Source organism: Methylobacterium sp. WL120 (genome assembly GCF_008039465.1).
GTDB lineage: Bacteria > Pseudomonadota > Alphaproteobacteria > Rhizobiales > Beijerinckiaceae > Methylobacterium > Methylobacterium cerastii.
Genome location: NZ_VRUT01000093.1, coordinates 1 through 20,367, shown reverse-complemented (window position 1 = coordinate 20,367; position 20,367 = coordinate 1). Strand labels below are relative to the sequence as shown.

Here is a 20,367-nt window from a genome sequence, read left to right as displayed (position 1 = left end):
GCCTCGTTGGGCGAGCGGGGGAAAGGCGCTGAGGCTGGGCCGGCTCGTCGTAGGCGAGCGGCTGCGGCGGCACGTGCGTCTGGCGTCGACGGAAGAACATCGGGATCCTGCTCGGGCTCGCGCCGGCGACGGGGAGTTCGGCCGGGCGCGCATGCGCGACGGGGCGGCGACCGCGAGGGATCGCCGCAAGCTACCGGAAACTACGCCGGTTTGTGGCGAAATTGCCATTGCGCGCCGCACCCGGCCGGCCGCGACGAGGCGGGTCGCCCCCGTCAGCGCGGAATCGCCCGCGCCGACGCCGGCTGGCACGTCGCGCAGAAGAAGGTCGAGCGGCCGGATTGCACGATCCGGCCGACCGTCCCGCCGCAGCCCTTGGTGCGGCAGGCCCCGCCGACGCGGTCGTAGACCCGGAACGCCTGCTGGAAGGCGCCCGACGTGCCGTCGGTGTGAGCGTAGTCGCGAAGGGTCGAGCCGCCCGCCGCGACCGCCTCGGTCAGCACCTCGCCGATCACCTTGGCCAGCAGCCGCGCCTTCGGCGTCGGCCCGCCGTCGGCCTTGGCGAGCGTACCCGCGGCGGCCTCGGGGTGGAGGCCGGCCCGGTGCAGAGCCTCACAGACATAGATGTTGCCCAAGCCCGCGATCAGGCGCTGGTCGAGGAGAGCGGCCTTCAGCGGCGTGATCTTGTAGCGGAACAGGCGCGCGATGGTCGCCCCGGTCAGCTCGGCGCTCAGGGGCTCGATGCCCATTGCCGCGAAGTGCCGGCACGCGGCGAGCGTGTCGGTGGGCACAAGGTCCATGAAGCCGAAGCGGCGGGCGTCGTTGTAGGTCACGGTGGCGCCGTTCCCCATCGCCATCACGACGTGGTCGTGCTTGGGCGTACCCAGCGCCCCGTCGAGGTAGAAGTCGCCGGGCGAGGTGTTGCTGCCGTCGGGCATCGCCACGTCGAAGCGCCCGCTCATGCCGAGGTGCATGATCAGCGTCTCGCCCGAGTCGAGTCCGGCGGTGAGGTACTTCGCCCGCCGCGCGAGGCTGGTGACCCGGCGGCCCTCCAGGCGGGCGGAGAAGTCATCGGGGAACGGGAAGCGTAGGTTCGGCCGGCGCAGGGTGACGCGGCTGAAGGTGGCCCCGACCATCGCCGGCGCGAGGCCGCGCCGCACCGTCTCGACTTCTGGAAGCTCCGGCATGGTCCTGTGGATGTCCCTCGGCGCATCGGATCGCGAAAGCCGGATATCGGCCCGGGGCGCTGCCATCGCAATCCCGGGCGCCCGGCCTCTGGGAGCGCGCCCTGCGACCGTTCACTGCTCCGCGTCTTACGACGCATGGCGGATCGCGTCCGGCTTCGCTATGAGGCGCGAGGGCGCAGACGGGCAGGACTTCATGACGGTGGCGGACGGGAAGACGGGCGCGCAGGAAACCGATTTCGGCTTCGAGCGGGTGGCTTTGGCCGAGAAGCAGGCGCGCGTCGACGACGTGTTCCGCTCGGTCGCCAAGCGCTACGACCTGATGAACGACCTGATGTCCGGCGGCCTGCACCGGGCCTGGAAGGCGCAGGCCATCGCGATGCTGCGCCCCTCGCGCACGCGGCCCTTCCGCCATCTCGACGTGGCCGGCGGCACCGGCGACGTGGCCTTCCGCGTCCTCGAGGCCGGCGGCCCGCAGACCTCGGTCACCGTGCTCGACATCAACGAGGCGATGCTGCGGGTCGGCGCCGAGCGCGCCGGTGCGCGCTTCGACGGCCGCATCGACTTCGTCACCGGCAACGCCGAGACGCTGCCCCTGCCCGACGCGACCTTCGACGCCTACACCATCGCCTTCGGCATCCGGAACGTGCCGCGGATCGAGCTGGCCCTGCAGGAAGCCCGCCGCGTGCTGAAGCCCGGCGGCCGCTTCCTGTGCCTGGAATTCTCCAAGGTCGACCTGCCGGTGCTCGACAAGATCTACGACGCCTACTCCTTCCACGTCATTCCGCGCCTCGGCGCGCGGGTCGCGGGCGACGCGGAATCCTACCGCTACCTCGTGGAATCGATCCGTAAGTTCCCCTCCCCCGGGCTGTTTGCCGGGATGATCGAGCAGGCCGGCTTCCGCCACGTCACCCACCGGCCGCTCTCGGGCGGCATCGTCGCGATCCATTCCGGCTGGAAGGTCTCGTGACCGATCCGAGCCGCCGGACGGCGCGATGATCGGCGCCGCCGTCAACCTCGCCCGCGGGGCCCGCGTCGGCTTCGTGCTGGCCCGCGAGGGCGCGCTGGCACTCGTCGACGCCTCCGAGCTGCCGCCGCTCCCGCGCCTGGGCCTCCGGCTGGTCCGGATGCTGGAGCGGCCGGGCCTCGGCTCCGGCGCTGCGCGGCTCTCGGCCGGGCTGACCCGGCTCGGGCCGTCCTACGTGAAGTTCGGGCAGTTCCTCGCCACCCGCCCCGACATCGTCGGGATGGCGGCGGCGCGCGACCTCGAGATGCTCCAGGACCGGGTGCCGCCGTTCCCGCAGGCGGTGGCCGTCAAGGTGGTCGAGGCGGCCTTCGGCCGGCCGATCTCCACCCTGTTCGTCGCCTTCGGCGAGCCGGTGGCCGCGGCCTCGATCGCGCAGGTCCACAAGGCGGTGGTGCAGGATGCCAACGGCACCCAGCGCAACCTCGCCGTCAAGATCATGCGGCCGGGCGTGCGCGAGCGCTTCCAGCGCGACGTCGAGGTGATGCGCCTCCTCGCCCGCATCGTCCACGTGCTTTCGCCCGAGGCCGAGCGCCTGCGACCCCGCGACGTGGTGGAGATCCTCGCCCGCTCCGTGACCATGGAGATGGACTTCCGGCTCGAGGCCGCCGCCGCCTCCGAGCTGGCGCAGAACACGGCCGGGGACGAAGACTTCCGGGTTCCGCTGCCCGAATGGGAGCTGATCGCCCGCGACGTGCTGACCTGCGAGTGGATCGAGGGCACTCGCCTGCACAGCGCCGCCGCGCTCCAGGCCGCCGGCCACGACCCGCACGCGATCGGCCGGACCGTGATCCAGAGCTTCCTGCGCCAGGCGATCCGCGACGGGTTCTTCCACGCCGACATGCACCAGGGGAACCTGTTCGTGGACGCCGCCGGCAAGCTCGTGGCGGTGGATTTCGGCATCATGGGCCGGCTCGGGCGCAAGGAGCGGCGGTTCCTCGCCGAGATCCTGCTCGGCTTCATCATGCGCGACTACACGCGCGTCGCGCAGGTGCATTTCGAGGCGGGCTACGTGCCGGCCCACCACTCGGTCGACGACTTCGCGCAGGCGATCCGCGCCATCGGCGAGCCGATCCACCAGCGCCGCGCCGACGAGATCTCGATGGCGAAGGTGCTGACACTTCTGTTCGACATCACCGCCCTGTTCGACATGAGCACCCGGACCGAGCTGGTGATGCTGCAGAAGACCATGGTCGTGGTCGAGGGCGTCGCCCGCAGCCTCGATCCCAAGCTCGACATGTGGACCTCCGCCGAGCCGGTGGTCCGCAGCTGGATCACCCGCAACCTCGGCCCGGTCGGGCGTCTCGAAGGGGCGGCTCACGCCGCGCGCACCCTCGCCGACGTCGTCGCCGACGTGCCCGAGCTCGCCCTGCGGCTCCGGCGCCTGCTCGTCCGCGCCGACGAGGCGGGCACGGGGGACGCCCACCGCCTGGAACGCATCGCCCGCACCGAGCGCCGCACCGCGTTGTGGCAGACGCTGGCCCTGTGGGCGATCGCGGCCGGCGTGCTGGTCGCGGCCTTGCGATAGCGCGTCCCGCCGGACGATCCGTCAGGCCGCGGCCCAGCGGGGCCCGGCCGCCTGATCCGGGCGTGGGTCCGCCTTGGGGACGATGCCGGTCTCGTGCGGGTTCAGGGGGGCGGGTCGGCCGAACAGGTAGCCCTGCACCTCGGCGCAGCCGGCGGCCTTGAGGAACGCCAGCTCCTCGGGCGTCTCGACGCCCTCCGCCACCACCGGCAGGCCCAGGCCGGAGCCGAGGCCGAGGACGGCGCGCACGATCGCCGCGGTCTGGGCGTTCGTGTCGACGTTGCGCACGAACGACTGGTCGATCTTGATCCGGTCGAACGGGAACGCCCTGAGGTTCGCCAGCGACGAGTAGCCCGTCCCGAAATCGTCCATCGCGATCCCGACGCCCAGCGTCTTGAGCTGCCGCAGCGTCGCCACCGCGCGATCGAAGTTGCGGATGAGCGCGGTCTCGGTGATCTCCAGTTCGAGCCGCGCGGCCGGTAGTCCGGTCTCGAGCAGCACCGCGAGCACCTGCGCGGCGAAGGCCGGATCGTGCACCTGGACCGCGGAGACGTTCACCGCCACCCGCAGGGGCGCCTCCCAGCCCGCCGCCTCGCGGCACGCGGTGCGAAGCACCCACATCCCGATCGCCGAGATCGTCCCGCGCTCCTCCGCCACCGGGATGAAGAGGTCGGGCGGCACCCGGCCGCGCTCCGGGTGGGTCCAGCGCAGCAGGGCCTCGAAGCCGAGCAGCGCCCCGCCATCGGCGGCGACCTGCTTCTGCTAGACGAGGTGGAACTCGTCGCGAGCGAGCGCGCATTCGAGGTCGCGCTCCACGCCGTGCCGCTCGCGCACGGCGATGCCCATCTCCGGCTCGAAGACGCCGTAGGTGCCCCGGCCGTCGGCCTTGGCGCGGTAGAGCGCCGTGTCGGCGTGGACCATCAGGTCCTGGCGTTCCATGGCGTCCTGCGGACACAGGGCGATGCCGATGCTGACCCCGACCATGGCGTCGGCGGTCCGGTCCGAAGCCTGCGCCGCAAGTGCGGCGATGATGGTCTTCGCCAGATCCTCGGCCGCGTCAGGCCCGGCCTGGCCGTCCATGAGGATCGCGAACTCGTCCCCGCCGAGGCGCGCCATGCACTGGTCTGGGCCGAGCAGGCCCGTCACGCAGCGGGCGACCCGGGCGAGCATCGCGTCGCCCGCCGCGTGGCCGAACAGGTCGTTGACGGCCTTGAAGCGGTCGAGGTCGAGGCACAGCACCGCGATCGAAGCGCCGGTCTCGACGGCCGCGGCCACCGCCCGGTCGAGCACCGCGTTGAAGGCGGTGCGGTTGAGCAGGCCCGTCAGCGCGTCGTGGTGGGCGAGGTACTGGATGTGCCGCTCGGCCTGCTTGCGCTCGCGGATGTCGCGGACCGCCAGCGCCTGGTGCGACTTGCCCGCGAAGTCGATCCGCCGGAGGATCGCCTCGACCGCGATGATCTCGCCAGCGGCGTGGCGCAGGCCGAGCTCGACCGGCTGCCCCATGGCGCAGGCGAGCCGCTGCCAGGCGTTGGCCTCGGTGAGGAAGGTGCTCACCGGCAGGCCCGCCACCGCCGCGTCGGCGAGGCCGACGAGGCGGCCGAAGCTGACGTTGGCCGTGACGACGCGGTGGCCGTCCACGACGATGAGCCCCTCCACCGCTGCGTTGGCGAGGCCGCGCATGCGCTCGGTCTCGCCATGCACGCGGCGCTGCTCGCGCAGGCTGAGCGCGTGAGCCGTCGCGGTGAGGACGAAAATGGCGAGGCTGGCAAGCGCCACCGCGCCGGCGAGCCACGTCGGCGACATCGCATGCGGCGACAGGGTGGCCAGCGGATTTTCCGTGATCGTCACCGCAGCCATCCCGATCGTGTGGTGCGCGCCGATCGCCAGCGTCAGGATTGCCGCGCTGGCCAGCAGGGAGGTGAGCGATCGGGACCGGATCGCGGTCGAGAGCGCGACGGCGGAAAAAAGCTCGCCGACCACGATCGAGGCGGCGACGACGGCCGGGTTCCAGCGCAGGTGCCCCGTCACCTCGAAGGCCGCCATGCCGGTGTAGTGCATCGCGGCGATGCCGAGCCCGACGACGAGCCCCCCGAGCCAGGATGCCCCCTGCGTCCCGAGCAGGGCGACGCGCAGCCCGAGGCCGGTGAGGCAGATCGCGATGACGAGCGAGAGGAGGGTCAGGCCGTGGTCGTAGGCGCTCGGGATGCTCGGCTGGAAGGCCAGCATCGCGATGAAATGGGTCGCGAAGATACCCGTGCCGCTGGAGATCGCCGCGACGACGAGCCAGGTCAGACGGGTGCGGCCGGCGCTGCCGGCGTGGCGGAGCAGGCGGATCGCAGTCAGCGCCGCGATCGCGCAGATCGCGGCTGCCAGGCCGACGAGGCGGAGATCGTGCTGGTCCGTGAAGCAACCGATGACGGTCAACATGCCGACGGATCCGACATCGCGCCAGGCTTGCCCCATGCCGGAATGCTGCGATGCTCGGTCATCCTCGAAAGAATTTCGATCTCAAGATGAAAGTAGATATTCAAGGCACAACCGTAAGGCTATATTTAATATCATTTTCCGGCAGGCCGATTAAAGATACCTTTCATGCAAGATCCTCCCAAAAGGCTCCGACATCATCGTTGCCGCATAACGGCGCTCTTTGGGGCGATTACGTATCGATCGAATCATCTTTCGATTGCAGCCGCTCAAGCATAGTCGCTGTGCCGCCTTCCCCGCCTCCAGGGCGGGCGCTCACCGAGCCGCGGTGCGGAAGCCCGCGTAGATGTCGCGCCGGTCCGGCGTGAAGAAGTTGCGGTAGGCGTTGTCGACCATGCGGCCGCGGGTGATCCAGGCGCCGCCGCGCAGCACCTTGCGCGTGCCGAAGGCCGGCTCGGAATACTCGCGGTACACGTCGGGCGAGAAACCCGGATAGGGCAGGAAGTCGCTCGCGGTCCATTCCCAGACGTTGCCGAGCATCTGCCGGCAGCCCCAGGCGCTGTCGCCGTCCGCGTGGGCGGCGACGTCGACGCAGTCGAGGCGGCCACCGTCGAGGTTGGCTAGGCGGGCGTCCGGTGCAGTCTCGCCCCAGGGATAGCGCGACTTCGTGACGCCGATCGCGCCGTCCGGCGCCGGCGCCGTCGAGGCTGCGACCTCCCATTCGGCCTCCGTCGGCAGGCGCCGCCCGGCGAAGGCGCAGTAGGCTGCGGCCTCGTACCAGCTGACGTGGACCACCGGCTGGTGTGGGGCGAGGTCGGCGACGCCACCGAACCGGCTAACGCGCCAGCCCGCTCCGTCCCGCTGCCAATGCGCGGGATGCTCGGCTCCGGTCCGGCAGCGCCAGCGCCATCCCTCCGCGTCCCAGAACGACGGCTCGCGATAGCCACCGGCCTCGACGAAGGCGGCGAATTCGGCGTTGGTCACCGGTGCCCGCGCGATCTTGAACGGTGCGACCGCGATCGAGTGCGCCCACTTCTCGTTGTCGAAGACGAAGTCCGCGTCCGGCTCGGCGCCGAGCCGGAAGGTCCCGCCCGGGATCGCCGCGTCGCCCGGCCAGGGCCCTTCGGCGACGGGGGCGAGGCCGGCCGAGGCGGCGAAGGACGGCGCCGGATAGCCCAGCGTCTGGCGCGAATAGGTGAAGGCCTCCCCGTGCATGTCCTCGTGGTAGGTGGTCAGCCGGTAGCGGTAGGCCTCCTCGCGCGTCGGCGTGCCGTCGAGCCGGCGGACCAGCGCGTCGTGGACGCGGCCCATGTAGCCGAGCGTGTCCGCGAGCGGGGGTAGCGCGCGCACCCAGCGGTCGTCGTGGGCCAGCACCGCAGAGTTGTAGACCGCGTCGGCGTCCGCGATCGCCGGCGCGGCGCCGTCGAGGGCGCGCAGGATGAAGTGCTCGTGGAACCAGGCGAGGTGGCCGATCTCCCAGAGCAGCGGGTTGACGATGTCGAGGCGCGGCCCGATCAGCTGGTCGGGCACGAGACCGGCCACCAGCTCGAGGGTCCGGGCGCGGCTGTCCTGCAGCATCGCGATGAGTTGTGTGGCGTCGGTCATGGCGTGCGTCCGATAAGCGATCGACCCATGAACGTCATCCTGATCACGCCCGCACCCCGCCACTCGCGGACCGGCAACCGCACGACGGCCCTGCGTTGGGCCGGCCTCCTCCGGGGGGCCGGCCACCGCGTCGTGGTGGCGACCGCGTATGACGGCGAGCCCTGCGACCTGATGATCGCCCTCCACGCCTGGAAGAGCGCCCCGGCGATCCAACGGTTCCGTCGCGCGTACCCGGAGCGCCCCCTCGTCGTCGCGCTGACCGGCACCGACATCAACCACGATCTCGCCGCCGACCCGGCTACGACCCAGCGCTCGCTCGACCTCGCCGACGTGCTCGTCGGCCTGCACGAACTCGTCGGCGAGTCGATCCCGGCGCGCCACCGCGAAAAGCTCGCGGTGATCGTGCAATCCGTGCCGGCGGGCGGGGACCGCCTGCCGGCGCTGAAGCGCGCCTTCGAAATCCTGGTCGTCGGGCACCTGCGCGACGAGAAGGACCCGTTGCGCGCCGCGATCGCCGCCCGCGTCCTGCCCGCTTCCTCCCGCATCCGCGTCGTCCACCTCGGCGGCGCCCCCGACCCCGCCTGGGCGGCGCGCGCGCGGGACGAGATGCAGGCCAACCCGCGCTACGACTGGCGCGGCGAGGTCTCCGGTGCGCGCGTCAGGCGGTTCCTGCGGCGCGGGCGGCTGATGGTGCTGAGCTCGCTCAGCGAGGGCGGCGCCAACGTGGTCTCGGAGGCGGTCGTCGCCAGCCTGCCGATCCTCGCCTCTGCGATCCCCGGCAATGTCGGCCTGCTCGGGGGCGACCATCCGGGCTACTTCCCGCCCGGCGACCACGGCGCGCTTTCCGGCCTGATGCTGCGGGCGGAGCGGGAGCCCGACTTCCTCGAAGGCTTGCGCGCGCACGGGGCGGCGCGCGCCGACGCGTTCGACCCGGCCCGCGAGCGCTTGGCCTGGTCCGCCCTCGTTGAGCGCGCTTCCGCCGCGGCGCGGGCACGGGTGGCGTCCGGCATTGACGCGGCCCGTCCCGCACCGGCACTCCTGCAGCCATGAGTGAAGCCCCCGCGTCGCCGCTTGCGAACCGTCGCATTCTCCTCGTCGTCGGCGGGGGGATCGCGGCCTACAAGGCCCTCGACCTGATCCGCCGCCTGCGCGAGCGCGGCGCCACCGTCCGCCCGCTCCTGACGAAGGGCGCGCAGGAATTCGTCACGCCGCTCGCGGCCGCGGCACTCGCCGGCCAGCCGGCCCATACCGACCTGTTCGACCGGGCCGACGAGGCCGAGATCGGCCACATCAAGCTGGCGCGGGACGCCGACGCGGTGGTGGTGGCGCCGGCCACCGCCAACCTGATGGCGCGGATGGCCACCGGCCACGCCCCCGACCTCGGCTCCACCGTGCTGCTCGCCACCACACTGCCGATCCTGATCGCGCCGGCGATGAACGTGGCGATGTGGACCCACCCGGCGACCCGGCGCAACCTCGCGACCCTGATCGCCGACGGCGTCCGGGTCGTCGGCCCCAACGCCGGCAAGATGGCCGAGCCCGAGACCGGGCCGGGCCGCATGGCCGAGCCGGTGGAGATCGCCGACGCGGTGGCCGCGATGCTGGCCGAGGCGCCGCGCGAGGCGGAGGGCTTCGGCTTCCTCGCCGGGGGCGCCAAGGCCCCGGCACCGATGCAGCTTGCCGGGCGTCGGGTGCTCGTCACGTCGGGGCCGACGCACGAGCCGATCGACCCGGTGCGGTTCATCGCCAACCGCTCGTCCGGCCGCCAGGGCCACGCCATCGCCGCGGCGGCCGCGGCGGCCGGCGCTATGGTGACGCTGGTCTCCGGGCCAGTGGCGATCCCCGACCCGGCGGGCGTCACCGTGGTGCGCGTCGAGACCGCCCGCGAGATGCTCGCCGCGGTCGAGGCGGCCCTGCCCGCCAGCATCGCGGTGTTCACGGCCGCGGTCGCGGACTGGCGGCCCGCCACCGAGACCGGCTCCAAGATCAAGAAGGACGGCTCGGGGCCCGCCCCGCTGGCGCTAGTCGAGAACCCCGACATCCTCGCAACCATCGCCGCGCGGACGACGGACCGCCCCGACCTCGTCGTGGGCTTCGCCGCAGAGACCGACACGGTGATCGCCCATGCGCAGGCGAAGATCGCCCGGAAGGGCTGCGACCTGATCGTCGCCAACGACGTCTCCGCGGCCGGCGGGGTGATGGGCGGCGGGACCAACACCGTGCACCTGATCGCCTGCGACGGCTCGGTCGAGACCTGGCCGACGCTCGACAAGGACGAGGTCGGCCGGCGCTTGGTCGCGCGATTCACGGAGCTGCTGCAGCGATAGGGACGGTCGCGCCGCCCCTGCCGCCCTGCCCTGCCGCCTAGCCCGGCGCGCTCTCCTGCTGCGCGGTCGCGAGGCGGGCGTCGTCGGCCGAGATCGCTTGGTAGGCCGGCCGCGCCCGGTAGCGTGCGAGGTAGGCCATGATCGCCGGCTCTTCGGGGACGAGCTTGAACGCGGTGGTCCAGCCGAGCGCCGAGCCCCACAGCACGTCCGCTGCGGAGAAGCGCTCGCCGAGGATCCAGGGGCCGGGGGTCAGCATGGCGATGACCTGGGCCAGCACCGTGTCGTAGTCGCCGTAGGCCGACATCATCCGAGGCGGCGGGTCGCGCTCCATCGCCCGGTCGATCACGGCGGGCTCGAAGCACGAGCCGTAGAAGACCATCCAGCGCAGGTACGCGCCGCGAGCCGGATCGGTCAGGGCGGGCGCGAGGCCGGCCTCGGGAAACAGGTCGGCGAGGTAGAGGTAGCAGGCTGCCTGCTCCGCCACCGTCGCGGCGCCGTGGCGGATCGCCGGAACCTTGCCCATCGGGTTGACGGCGAGATGCGCGCTGCCCTGCTGCTCGCCCGCCTTCAGGTTGATGACGTGCAGATCGTGCGGCGCGCCGAGCTCCTCCAGCAGCACCCGCACGCCCGTCGAGCGGGTGTTCGGCGCGTGGTGAAGGACGATCGCGTCGGTCGTGGTCGGCATCGCCGTCTCCGAAGGGTGGACGTTTCGGGCGCACGCTATGCCGGTGCCCCGCTCCGGTCGAGCCGCAGCGTTCAGATCCGGTGCGTGCTCAGACCCGATACTTGCCGTTGCGTTTGATCAGCACCTGCGTTCCGACGGGGACGCGCTCGTAGAGGTCGACGATGTCCTCGTTGAGCATGCGGACGCAGCCGGACGACATCTGCTCGCCGATGCTCCAGGGCTCGTTGGTGCCGTGGATGCGGAACAGGATGTCGCGGTTACCCTGGTAGAGGTAGAGCGCGCGGGCGCCGAGCGGGTTGTCGACGCCGCCCTTGCGCTGGCGGTCGATCTCCGGGTGCAGGGCGACCATGGTCGTGGTCGGGCTCCAGTCGGGCCAGACGCCCTTGCGGCCGACGCGAGCCTCGCCCTTCCAGGAGAAGCCGAGCTTGCCCACGCCGACGCCGTACTGCATCGCCGTGCCGTCGGCCTGGACGAGGGCGAGCTGGCGCTTGTCGATGTCGACGACGATGGTGCCGGGCCGCTCGGGGCCGTTGTAGCTCACGACCTGCCGGCGGTACTTCGGATCGAGGCGGTTGGTGTCGACCAGCGGCACGTCGAACGGCTTGTCGGGCTTCGTGCCGATGTACCACGCCGCCTCCTCGTCGTTGGCGGCGACGTTCACCGGTCCGCGCTGGTTGCAGGCGGCGAGCGGCGCGATCAGGACCGCGGCGAGCAGGATCCGGCGGATTGGCATGGGGCCTCATGAGGCGAGGGAGCGTTCGGATCATGCCTACCGCCTCGCGTTCCCCCACGATGTGACTTTTGCGTCTCAGGTCGGACGAAGCGCCCGGTACGATTGCCCGGATTTCGCCTCGTTCGGCCGTGGCTTGCGCCCTAACTTTTCCGGATCGGTTTCGACACGAGGCGCATCATGGCCGACACGCTCACCCTTCCCGAGATGCAAGGCGCGCTGCCCGAGACCCCCCTGCGCCCGGCGATCCATCTCGACCATTGCGTGATCCACGTCAGCGACTGGACGCGTGCGAACGCCTTCTACGGCGACGTCGTCGGGGCCGAGATCGTCCCGGTCGGGGCGGGCTTCGCCTACCGGCTCGGCGGGGTCCAGTTGAACTGCCACGGCCCGGGCCTGTCGCCGGAGCCCCTGGCGGAGAAGCCTGTGATGCCGGGCGGCAGCGACCTGTGCTTCCGCTGGTCCGGCACGATCGAGGAGGCGATGGCGCACCTGGCCGCCTGCGGCGTCCCCGTCGAGCGCGGTCCGGTCGAACGCCATGGCGCGGCCGGGCCCGGGACCAGCGTCTACTTCCGCGATCCCGACGGGTCGCTGATGGAGTTCATCACCTACCCGACGCCATGATCCGCCCGCGGCTTCAGCCGCGGCTCTGCGCCAGCGCCTGGTTCGTTTGCTCTAGGCGCAGTGCGAGTTCGCGCATCAGCGCGATGCTGATCTGAGGAAACTGCGCCAGCAGCTCGAGGAACACGCCGCGGTCGATGCGCAGGGCCGTCGCCGCCGTCTCGGCCGTCACGGTGGCCGAGCGCGGCTGGTCGGCCAGGATGCCCATTTCTCCGACCAGCGCGTTTGCGCCGAGTAGGGCGAGCCGCACCGGCCCGGCGGCGCCGTCGATGGTCACGGCGGCGCTGCCCTCCAGGATCAGGTAGGCGGCGTCCGCCACGTCGCCGCGGGTGAAGAATTGTTGGCCGGGCTCGAAGTGCACCCGCTCGCTGGTGAAGGCGAGGAGCTTCAGCCGCGACGGCTCGACCTCGCGGAACAGCGGCACCTGCCGAAGGGAGGTAACCTCCGTATCGAGGGTCATGGGTGGGACTCCGGACCGCGCCGGATCTCGTGATGGGGCCGGCCGCGTATCCATGCGGCTTGCGGCGATCTTGTCCAGCCCTCACGTTGCCGGGGCATGCTGCGACGGCTTGCCCCGGATGCCGCGCCGCATGGGATCGGGCATGCGGAGGCCCACAGGAGGTGCCATGAGCCGCGCCCGCCGTCTTCGCCTTGCTGCGTCCCTGCTCGCGCTGCTCGTGCTCGGCCTGCCGCTCGCCGTCGCGCCGGCGGCCGCCCGCCTGAACCGGATCGAACTCGCCCGCGTCGCGGTCGCGCCACCCTCGAGTGCCCGAGTCCCCCTCGACCTCGTATTCACCGACGCGTCGGGCGACCGGCCGACTACCCTGGGTGCGGCTTTGGGCGGTCGGCCGACGCTGATGCTGCCGGTGGATTACACCTGCGGCAACGTCTGCGATCCGATGCTGGCGATGTCCGGGGCGGCGCTGGCCGCGACGAGGCTCGTCGCCCGCCGCGACTACAGCCTGATCCTCGTCGGCATAGACCCGCGGGACGACGCGGCCGCCGCCCGGCACATGCTCGGCACCGAACTTGGCGACCCGGCACTCGCGGCGAAGGCGGCCACCCTGGTCGGCGACGCCGGGGCGGTGGACAGGCTGACCCGGGCGCTTGGCTACGACTTCGTCTACGACGCAGGTACCGACAGCTTCGCCCATCCCGCCGCCGCGATCCTGCTGACCGGGGACGGCCGCGTCGCCCGCGTCCTTTCGCCCCTGGCGTTGAACGGCGGCGATTTGCGGCTCGCTCTCGTCGAAGCCGGCGAGGGTCGCACGGGCAGCCTCGCCGACCGGCTCGTCCTGCTCTGCTACGGCTACGACGCCGCCACCGGCATCTACACGCCTATGATCCGTCGCATCCTCAGCATCGCTGCAGCCGCGACGATCCTCGCGATGGCGGGCGGCATCGTGTTCCTCGCCCGTCGTCCGCGGCAGGCCTGAGGGTACTCAGCGCTTGGTGGACAGGCCGGGCTTCTCGTCACTCGGAGGATCGCGCTTCACGCTGGCGTTCGGCTGCGGCGAGTCGATCGGCTCCTCGTGGGTCGTCGGCGTCGCGCTGCCCTCGTCCGCGGGCATGGGCGGAAGCGCCGTCGTGTTCGGCTTCGGCTCGGCCTCCGCCGAAGCCCGGGCCGCGGCGGACACCATCTCGCGATTCGTCATGCTCGAAAACACCTCGTTCGAAGCGGGCGGAGAATGCTCGCGCCCCGCGCCTTCTGTGTTCCAACGCCATCGCACCGGCGTGGTTGCGGCTAAGCTTGTCGCAGAAGCGTGAGAGGAACCTTCGGATACTGGCGAAGGTTGTGAAAGGGTAAAGAGAAGCCTGAGGAGGAGCTGATGGCATCCGGTAATTCGACCTCCAAGCGAGGTTTTGCGTCGATGGATCTCGAGCGCCAGCGCGAGATCGCCAGCAAGGGTGGCCGCAGTGTGCCGGCCGAGAAGCGGTCCTTCTCGCAGGATCGCGAGCTGGCCTCGTCTGCCGGTCGAAAGGGCGGCCAAGCGACCGGCACCGGACGCGACGGCGCCGAATAATCGATCGGCGTCGGCGATAGGCGGCGCCTGCCCTCCGAGGGCAGGCGCCTTTTTTTGTGCTCGGTTTCGGTGGCGGAAAACGCAAAGGCCCGCCCCAGGCGTTGGGGCAGGCCTTTGCGTTGTCGGTCTCAGTGAAACGTACTAGTACGACGTATCGATTAGGAAATGCAGCGGCCCGGGATCATGCGGCGGGCCTCGGGGCCGACGAGGGAACTCAGGGCCGCTTCGCAACCCTCGCGCATCCGCATGCGCGGCTTCAGCGGCGGCTTCGTTCCGATCTCCAGTGCCGTCTCCATTGCGGCCGGCATGGCACGGTTCGGCTCGGCCTGAAGGCTCGCCACGCGGCTCGGCCTGATCGCCAGCGACACGGGGCGCATGCCGGGCAATGGACGCACCTCGAACGAGGCCGGAGCCACGATAGGCGTCGTCGGAACCCACTGGTCGGCGCCGGCCTGCACCATCGGATGGATGAGCAACGTCAGGATGGCGGCCGGTGCGCTCACGCCGAGAAGGAAGCCTGACCGAAGCATCGTCGTGATCTCCGAGTGGGAGCTTGACAAGATGATTCGAAAACGCGTCTTCCGTGATCCGGTTCCGTCACTGCCGCGCTTTCGCCGGAATGAGTATTGAGGTCGGATTTTTCGAATCGCTGCAGCGGTTCGCGCATCTTGTCCACAGGCGGCCGTCGTGGCGTCAACGCCACACACGTCGAAAAAGTGCAGCGTATCGGAACTCACCGGGGTGGCGCTCGTTGATGATGCACCCGGCCACCTGGTCCTCCCCGCATTCCCCTTGTGCATCGGCCGGAACCTTATCGACGGGTCGGAGATCTCTCCGGCCCGTTTTTTTGTGCCCGGTCACCATCCAGGCGTTCGGGCAACAAAAAACCCCGGCGCGAGCCGGGGTTTCGTCGTTACGGGGACCGAAGCGCAGGCGGCCAGGGCGCCGCCCGGATCTCAGGCGGACTTGGCTTCCCGCCGACGCGCCGTCTGCTGGAAGAACAGCGCCTGGCTGATGACGGCCGAGACGTTGGCGGGCTGGAACGGCTTGGCGATGAGGAAGGCCGGCTCGGGCCGCTCGCCGGTGAGGAAGCGCTCGGGGTAGGCGGTGATGAAGATCACCGGAACCTCGAAAGTCTTCAGCAGGTCGTTCACCGCGTCGAGGCCGGACGAGCCGTCGGCGAGTTGGATGTCGGCGAGGATCAGGCCGGGGCGCTTGCTGTCGGAGGCGATCTTGACCGCCTCGGTGCGGGTGCGGGCGACGCCGATGACGTTGTGACCCAGCCCTTCGACCAACGCCTCGAGGTCCATGGCGATCAGCGGCTCGTCCTCGATGATGAGGATGTCGGTCGCCATGTCGGCGGCGAGCTCGCGGCCCGCCTCATCGACGAGGTCGCGGACTTGGCTGACATCGACGTCGAGGATGATCGCCGCGTCCTCCTCCGAGAATCCCTCGAGGCAGGAGAGCAGGAAGGCCTGGCGCGGCAGCGGCGTGATTTGACCGAGCCGGACCTCGGCGGGGAGATCGTGCTGCACCTGCTCGCTGCGGCCGTTGACCGACAGGGAGTTCCAGATACGCGTGAACACGCGGAACAGGTCGGCCTTCACGTTCGTGCTGCGGCCGAGCGTATCCGGCTCGTTGACCAGCGTCTCCAAGGTCGCGGCGACGTAGGCGTCGCCCGCCACCTGGCTGCCCGTCAGCGCGCGCGCATAGCGCCGCAGGTAGGGCAGGTGCTGCACCACGAGTTGCGATGTCGACATACGATCCCCTGTGCCTTGTCGGCCTGCTATTCAACCTGCCGCCCCAACGCGGGGCATCCGACTCCGTTCCGGGCGGGTGCGGAACCGCCTCCGCCCGTCGGCGTTGCTGGTGCAGCCATGGCGTATGTCGCGCTTCAAGACAATGCGGGCATGGCTCGTGACGAGATGCCGGGAACGGCACCAGGGGGCGCGAGGATGACCGACGCTGCGAAAGCCGAGAGGCCGATCGGCCGTGGCCGTGCGGGCGATGGCATCGCCGACGGCGGCGGGGTCTCTCGGACGATCGTTCCCGACTCTGCGGGTCGGCACCGCGGATCGTCCCGCCTCAGCGATCATGCCCAGGCTCGTATCGGAAACACGCTGCGTTCCCTCTACGACGGCCTCATCCAGCAACCCGTCCCGGATCGCTTCCGCGACCTCATCGAGCGCCTCGACGCGAAGGAGCCGGAGTCACCCTGAGGCGCTCCGGCTCCTTCCTAGAAGATCCCGCGGCGCGCTGAGCGCCTGCGGGATCTTGTATCAGTCTTCGTCACCCAGCGCGTGTCAGAGCGTCGGCGAACGGCCGCGCATCAAGCCGATCACGGCGGAGATGGCGAACAGGACGATCGCGACGAAGAACACCAGCTTCGCGGCTTCCATCGCCGTTCCGGCGATGCCGCCGAAACCGAGCAGAGCGGCCACGAGGGCCACGACGAGGAACGTAACGGCCCATCCGAGCATCTGCATTGTCCTTGAAAACATGGACGCGGGCTTGGCCGCGACCTTCTGACATCCCAAACGTCAAGTCGTTGTTTCGGTTCCGCGACTTCGAATGCCTGCACACACGAAAAATGAGAGTTGCGGCCCGGGTGCCGGTGATTCGCCGAATTCCTCGATCGACCCCTCGCGCCAGCGCGCATGTCACGCCATATTGTCGAAGTGGGCACGAGGCCGCAGCCGGAACGGATCGATCCGGCCCGGCGTTCCTCATCCCAGGTCCGAAACCAGAGAACAGCGATGAGAAACGCCTCCGCCCTCGTCCAGCGCCTCACGGATATCGTCAGCTCCGCCGCCGGAGCCGCCGCACGCGGCGTCGAGGAAGTGTTGGGCGCCCTGGTCCCGCAGCCGGAGGCGCGCCTCGTTCCGGTGCGCGTTCGGAGCAACGGACCGGTACGCCGGCCCTGATCGCACCCGAGCTCATCCTGGGTCTTTCTGCGAGCCGCCCTCCGGGGCGGCTTTTTCATGCGCTGTCCACCGGTTTTCCGTGACGGAGAAAGTTCGAGAGCCGTGCCATCCACCGCGCCGATCCCGCAAGGGTCGAGGACGACGAGCTGGGTCCAGCAAGTCGAAACGGCTGTAACCTTAACGCCGATCGCTGGTTCGACCGGCCTATTCCTGCTCCTGATCGCAGCGATGTTGTGATCAGCTCGGTTGTCTTACGCACTTGCCGCTCGGCATAACCGGTCTTTAAGTCGGCCCCGACCGCCCCGCCCTCGCCGGGCCGGCGTGCCGGACTGATTGGGATCTGACGAAGCATGGCGTTCTGGGCGCGGTGGAGCGCGTTTTACGGCTCCGGAGGAACGCGGCGGCAGATGATCGGCACTGCGGTTGCGGGTCTGATTCTCGGGCTCGGCAGCGTCACGATCGGCTCGAGCCTCGTGCAGGCGTCCGAGCGCGGCGGCTTGTTCGACTTCTTCCAAGAGCTGTTCGCGCCGGCCCTGCCGCAGCCCGCGCCTCAGGTGCACCGGCCCGGACGCTACGCCAACCTGCCCGACGGCCGCCGCCTCGGCGTTCCGCGTCCGCTCTACCACACGCCGCGTCCCGTGGCCGACCTTGCGCTCGGCCGGTCGCGCCGGGCGCGGGCACGGGCTCGCTCGGAACGTGCGGCACCGGTCACCGTGGCCGTCGCCTCCACCGGGCGGCGCACGGTCTGCGTGCGGATGTGCGACGGCTACCTCTTTCCCCTCGGCACCCTCGGAGCGCGGGCGGACATGCCGGTCCACGAGGCGGCCTGCGCCGCCGCCTGTCCTGGTGCGCCGACGAACGTCTACACCCTCGGCGCACGCGAAACCGAACTCGACCGCGCGATCAGCCCGCAGGGCCTGCCGTACCGTGCCTCGGCACTCGCCAACATCTACCGCCAGCGCCGCGTGGAGAACTGCTCCTGCCAGGCCGCGCCCGGCACTACCCCGCTGCCGGTCGCCAACGACTTGACGCTGCGCAAGGGCGACGTCGTCGCCACCCATGACAGCGCCGACGTGGTGACGCGCAGCCGTTCGGGCTCGGTCGCCCTCGTCGACTTTCGGCAAGCCGCGATCACGCGCGGCCAGAGCCGGCGGATCGAGGCCAAGGTCGGCGCGATCCGGCGTGACGCCGAAGCGCGCGCCTTTCGCAGGACGCTGCGCACCGCCGAGCGGGCGAGCCTCGTGCAGGTCGCCTCCGTCGGCGATGGCTTCCGCATCCCGGCCCGCGCCGTCGGCGGCCAGGACGAGATCCGCGTGGTCACGCCCTCCCCGTTCCGGTGACGGCGCGCCGCGATCGCGTACCGTCCCGCGCTCGATTGTCCACGGTGCCGCGATCGCGTAGCCCCGGGTCGTTCGGGAGCGACAGGGGCCTACGATGGCGGAGACGAATGAGGGCGGTGACGCGCCGGACTTCGAGACGGCGATGCCCGCGAATGGCCGCCTGGAGACGCTGAGCCCACTGGTCCGCCGTCGCGTTGCGCCCAATGGCGGTCCGTTCACGGCGAGCGGCACCTGCACCTACGTCGTCGGGCATGGGCAGGTCGCGGTGATCGATCCGGGGCCGGAGGATGCCGGCCACGTCGACGCGGTGCTGGCCGACCTCGGGTCCGAGACGGTCTCCGCGATCGTCGTTACCCATACCCATCGCGACCATTCGCCGGGCGCACGCCTGCTTCAGGCGCGCACCGGCGCGCCGATCGTCGGCTGCCTGCCGCACCGGGCGGCGCGCCCGCTCGCCGAGGGCGAGGTCGGCCATCTCGACGCCGCCGCCGACCGCGACCACGTCCCCGACCGGCCGATGCACGAGGGCGACACGCTCGACGGGTCGGGCTGGACGCTGGTCGCCGTCGAGACGCCGGGGCACACCATGAACCACCTCGCCTTCGCCCTGCCGGAGGAGGTGGCTCTGTTCTCCGGCGACCACGTGATGGCGTGGTCGACCAGCATCGTCGCGCCGCCCGACGGCTCGATGCGCGCCTACATGGATTCCCTCGACAAGCTCCGGGGCCGCGACGAAACCGTGTACTGGCCGGGACACGGGGGGCCGGTGCGCAACCCCCGTCGGTTCGTCCGGGGGCTCGCCAACCACCGCCGCCACCGCGAGGCCTCGATCCGTGCGCGGATCACTGCTGGCGACGACACGATCCCGGCGATCGTCACCGCTACCTACCAGAGCCTCGATCCGCGCCTGCGCGGCGCGGCGGCGCTGTCGGTCTTCGCCCACCTCGAGGACCTCGTCGCGCGCGGGCTCGTGGCCACGGACGGCCCGCCGCGGCTCGACGGCGTCTTCCGGCCGGTCACTCCGGCAGTCGGCTGAGGCGCCGGGCCGCAGGCCGCTACTTCACCGCGAGCGCGAGGTTTGCGACCTCGTCGAGATAGGCTCTGATGCGGTCGGCGTTGACGCCGAGGTCGCTGGTGCCGAGCCGCGAGGCGGAGCGGACGTCGATGCGAGCGCCGTCGGCGCGCGGCCGGACGCGGATGGTGACGTCGTCGGGTAGGTTGAGGATGAGGCTGCGCGAGACGGCCTCGATCCGGCCGTTTCCGACCCGCCCGCCGGGGCGTATCGCCTCGACGATCTGCCACTTGCGGTTCACGGCGGCTTTGCGCGCCAGCTCGAACGCCTCGTCGGCGCCGATGTCTAGGGTCAGCGGCGCGATCTGCGGGTAGGCGGCGCGCTGCTTCTCGCGGGCCTGCGGACCGGGATCGGGCGGATAGCCTCCGTTGCGGGCGGCGAAGGCGGCGCGCGAGCGCGAGAAGGCTGGCGGGTTGTCGATGTCGGTGGTCACATCGGTCAGCGCGGGCAGCCGGAATCCGCGGAGCGCCGCGTAGGCCGGGTAGGCCAGGACCAGCATGGCGAGGACGAGACCGCCGATCGCGGCGCCGAGGCCGCGGGCGCCCTCCCGCCAGACCCGGACGAAGGCGTACGCGGCGAGCGCCACGGCCACCAGCGCCACGCAAAGGCCGGCGGCGAGGGTCGCCAGCGCCGGCCCGGCCTCGGTGCGGGGATCGCGCACCAGCACGATCGCGATCCCGGAGACCACGAGCGAGAACAGGGCGGTCCACCGTGCGAGCGGGCCGGCGCGGGTGACGGGTTCCTCGACGAGAAGGCGGCGCATGGCTCGTGTGGGGTTGCAGGGGATGCGAAGGTTATACCGGCCGGGGCTTAGCTGCGCCACTCGCGGGGACCGCCCGGTCTGCTATAGCCTCGTGCGCGATGCCGCGTTCCCTCCCCGCCCCC

22 protein-coding genes and 1 pseudogene are annotated in these 20,367 nt (G+C 71.0%); 11 read left to right on the top strand and 12 right to left on the bottom strand.

The genetic code is table 11. The features are described 5' to 3' along the window. Positions 1-272: 272 nt before the first annotated feature. Positions 273-1,184: a bifunctional DNA-formamidopyrimidine glycosylase/DNA-(apurinic or apyrimidinic site) lyase gene (mutM, locus tag FV229_RS17225; RefSeq protein ID WP_147753132.1), complete on the bottom strand. Its 912-nt coding sequence runs from the start codon at positions 1,182-1,184 to the stop codon at positions 273-275. Between the two features lie 199 nt (positions 1,185-1,383). On the opposite strand from mutM, the gene ubiE reads away from it, so the two are divergent. Together ubiE and ubiB are read left to right on the top strand one after the other, a co-directional pair. Then, a complete protein-coding gene (ubiE, locus tag FV229_RS17220; protein WP_238272196.1) occupies positions 1,384-2,151 on the top strand; it encodes a bifunctional demethylmenaquinone methyltransferase/2-methoxy-6-polyprenyl-1,4-benzoquinol methylase UbiE in 768 nt (255 codons plus the stop codon). Positions 2,152-2,176: 25 nt separating this feature from the next. Continuing rightward, positions 2,177-3,733: a 2-polyprenylphenol 6-hydroxylase gene (ubiB, locus tag FV229_RS17215; protein WP_147753131.1), complete on the top strand. Its 1,557-nt coding sequence runs from the start codon at positions 2,177-2,179 to the stop codon at positions 3,731-3,733. A 21-nt stretch (positions 3,734-3,754) separates the two neighbouring features. Here the strand turns inward: ubiB and FV229_RS17210 are convergent. The 3 genes and pseudogenes from FV229_RS17210 to senA form a co-directional block, all read right to left on the bottom strand. Continuing rightward, positions 3,755-4,474: pseudogene (locus tag FV229_RS17210) on the bottom strand (EAL domain-containing protein); the annotation flags it as partial. An 18-nt stretch (positions 4,475-4,492) separates the two neighbouring features. Next, positions 4,493-6,157 (bottom strand): diguanylate cyclase, encoded by a 1,665-nt coding sequence (locus FV229_RS17205; protein WP_187275181.1) that lies wholly within the window; start codon positions 6,155-6,157, stop codon positions 4,493-4,495. Positions 6,158-6,469: 312 nt separating this feature from the next. Beyond that, complete coding sequence (gene senA, locus FV229_RS17200; RefSeq protein WP_147753128.1) at positions 6,470-7,759, bottom strand: selenoneine synthase SenA; 1,290 nt, start codon at positions 7,757-7,759, stop codon at positions 6,470-6,472. A 27-nt stretch (positions 7,760-7,786) separates the two neighbouring features. Here senA and senB point away from each other — a divergent pair, with 27 nt between their 5' ends. Then, a complete protein-coding gene (senB, locus tag FV229_RS17195; RefSeq protein WP_147753127.1) occupies positions 7,787-8,809 on the top strand; it encodes a selenoneine biosynthesis selenosugar synthase SenB in 1,023 nt (340 codons plus the stop codon). Further along, the gene (gene coaBC / locus FV229_RS17190) at positions 8,806-10,086 is read left to right on the top strand and encodes a bifunctional phosphopantothenoylcysteine decarboxylase/phosphopantothenate--cysteine ligase CoaBC (protein WP_147753126.1); all 1,281 of its coding nucleotides are present in this window, start codon (positions 8,806-8,808) and stop codon (positions 10,084-10,086) included. Before senB ends, coaBC begins: the two co-directional genes overlap by 4 nt. Positions 10,087-10,123: 37 nt before the next feature. Here coaBC and FV229_RS17185 read toward each other — a convergent pair whose 3' ends face one another. Together FV229_RS17185 and FV229_RS17180 are read right to left on the bottom strand one after the other, a co-directional pair. After that, complete coding sequence (locus FV229_RS17185; RefSeq protein WP_147753125.1) at positions 10,124-10,771, bottom strand: glutathione S-transferase N-terminal domain-containing protein; 648 nt, start codon at positions 10,769-10,771, stop codon at positions 10,124-10,126. Positions 10,772-10,859: 88 nt separating this feature from the next. After that, positions 10,860-11,504, bottom strand: a complete 645-nt coding sequence (locus FV229_RS17180; protein ID WP_147753124.1) for a L,D-transpeptidase — start codon at positions 11,502-11,504, stop codon at positions 10,860-10,862. A gap of 177 nt (positions 11,505-11,681) precedes the next feature. On the opposite strand from FV229_RS17180, the gene FV229_RS17175 reads away from it, so the two are divergent. Then, positions 11,682-12,125: a VOC family protein gene (locus FV229_RS17175; protein WP_147753123.1), complete on the top strand. Its 444-nt coding sequence runs from the start codon at positions 11,682-11,684 to the stop codon at positions 12,123-12,125. 13 nt (positions 12,126-12,138) lie between these two features. Here the strand turns inward: FV229_RS17175 and FV229_RS17170 are convergent, their stop codons facing one another. Beyond that, positions 12,139-12,582: a Crp/Fnr family transcriptional regulator gene (locus FV229_RS17170; protein WP_147753122.1), complete on the bottom strand. Its 444-nt coding sequence runs from the start codon at positions 12,580-12,582 to the stop codon at positions 12,139-12,141. 166 nt (positions 12,583-12,748) lie between these two features. Between FV229_RS17170 and FV229_RS17165 the strand changes: the two genes are divergently transcribed. Continuing rightward, positions 12,749-13,558: an SCO family protein gene (locus FV229_RS17165; protein WP_147753121.1), complete on the top strand. Its 810-nt coding sequence runs from the start codon at positions 12,749-12,751 to the stop codon at positions 13,556-13,558. Between the two features lie 6 nt (positions 13,559-13,564). Here FV229_RS17165 and FV229_RS17160 read toward each other — a convergent pair whose 3' ends face one another. Continuing rightward, positions 13,565-13,777: a hypothetical protein gene (locus FV229_RS17160; RefSeq protein ID WP_147753120.1), complete on the bottom strand. Its 213-nt coding sequence runs from the start codon at positions 13,775-13,777 to the stop codon at positions 13,565-13,567. Positions 13,778-13,951: 174 nt separating this feature from the next. Here FV229_RS17160 and FV229_RS17155 point away from each other — a divergent pair, with 174 nt between their 5' ends. Continuing rightward, entirely contained in the window at positions 13,952-14,146 is a 195-nt protein-coding gene (locus FV229_RS17155) for a KGG domain-containing protein (protein WP_147753119.1), read from the top strand. A 158-nt stretch (positions 14,147-14,304) separates the two neighbouring features. Here FV229_RS17155 and FV229_RS28150 read toward each other — a convergent pair whose 3' ends face one another. Further along, positions 14,305-14,883 carry a hypothetical protein gene (locus tag FV229_RS28150; RefSeq protein WP_246688226.1) on the bottom strand — a complete coding sequence of 193 codons (579 nt, stop codon included), beginning with the start codon at positions 14,881-14,883 and terminating at the stop codon, positions 14,305-14,307. Between the two features lie 219 nt (positions 14,884-15,102). After that, positions 15,103-15,906, bottom strand: coding sequence for a response regulator (locus FV229_RS17145; protein WP_147753118.1), 804 nt, complete (start codon positions 15,904-15,906; stop codon positions 15,103-15,105). Positions 15,907-16,101: 195 nt separating this feature from the next. On the opposite strand from FV229_RS17145, the gene FV229_RS17140 reads away from it, so the two are divergent. Beyond that, the gene (locus FV229_RS17140) at positions 16,102-16,365 is read left to right on the top strand and encodes a NepR family anti-sigma factor (RefSeq protein ID WP_147753117.1); all 264 of its coding nucleotides are present in this window, start codon (positions 16,102-16,104) and stop codon (positions 16,363-16,365) included. Between the two features lie 84 nt (positions 16,366-16,449). On the opposite strand, the gene FV229_RS17135 is transcribed toward FV229_RS17140, so the two are convergent. After that, positions 16,450-16,626: a DUF1328 domain-containing protein gene (locus FV229_RS17135; RefSeq protein WP_003599466.1), complete on the bottom strand. Its 177-nt coding sequence runs from the start codon at positions 16,624-16,626 to the stop codon at positions 16,450-16,452. Positions 16,627-16,902: 276 nt separating this feature from the next. Between FV229_RS17135 and FV229_RS27480 the strand changes: the two genes are divergently transcribed. The 3 genes from FV229_RS27480 (at position 16,903) to FV229_RS17125 (ending at position 19,446) form a co-directional block, all read left to right on the top strand. Continuing rightward, entirely contained in the window at positions 16,903-17,070 is a 168-nt protein-coding gene (locus tag FV229_RS27480; protein WP_187275180.1) for a hypothetical protein, read from the top strand. 407 nt (positions 17,071-17,477) lie between these two features. After that, positions 17,478-18,410: a DUF2865 domain-containing protein gene (locus FV229_RS17130; RefSeq protein ID WP_187275179.1), complete on the top strand. Its 933-nt coding sequence runs from the start codon at positions 17,478-17,480 to the stop codon at positions 18,408-18,410. A 94-nt stretch (positions 18,411-18,504) separates the two neighbouring features. Further along, positions 18,505-19,446: an MBL fold metallo-hydrolase gene (locus FV229_RS17125; protein WP_147753115.1), complete on the top strand. Its 942-nt coding sequence runs from the start codon at positions 18,505-18,507 to the stop codon at positions 19,444-19,446. Positions 19,447-19,465: 19 nt separating this feature from the next. Here the strand turns inward: FV229_RS17125 and FV229_RS17120 are convergent, their stop codons facing one another. Further along, entirely contained in the window at positions 19,466-20,245 is a 780-nt protein-coding gene (locus FV229_RS17120; RefSeq protein WP_147753114.1) for a DUF1499 domain-containing protein, read from the bottom strand. Positions 20,246-20,367 lie beyond the last annotated feature (122 nt).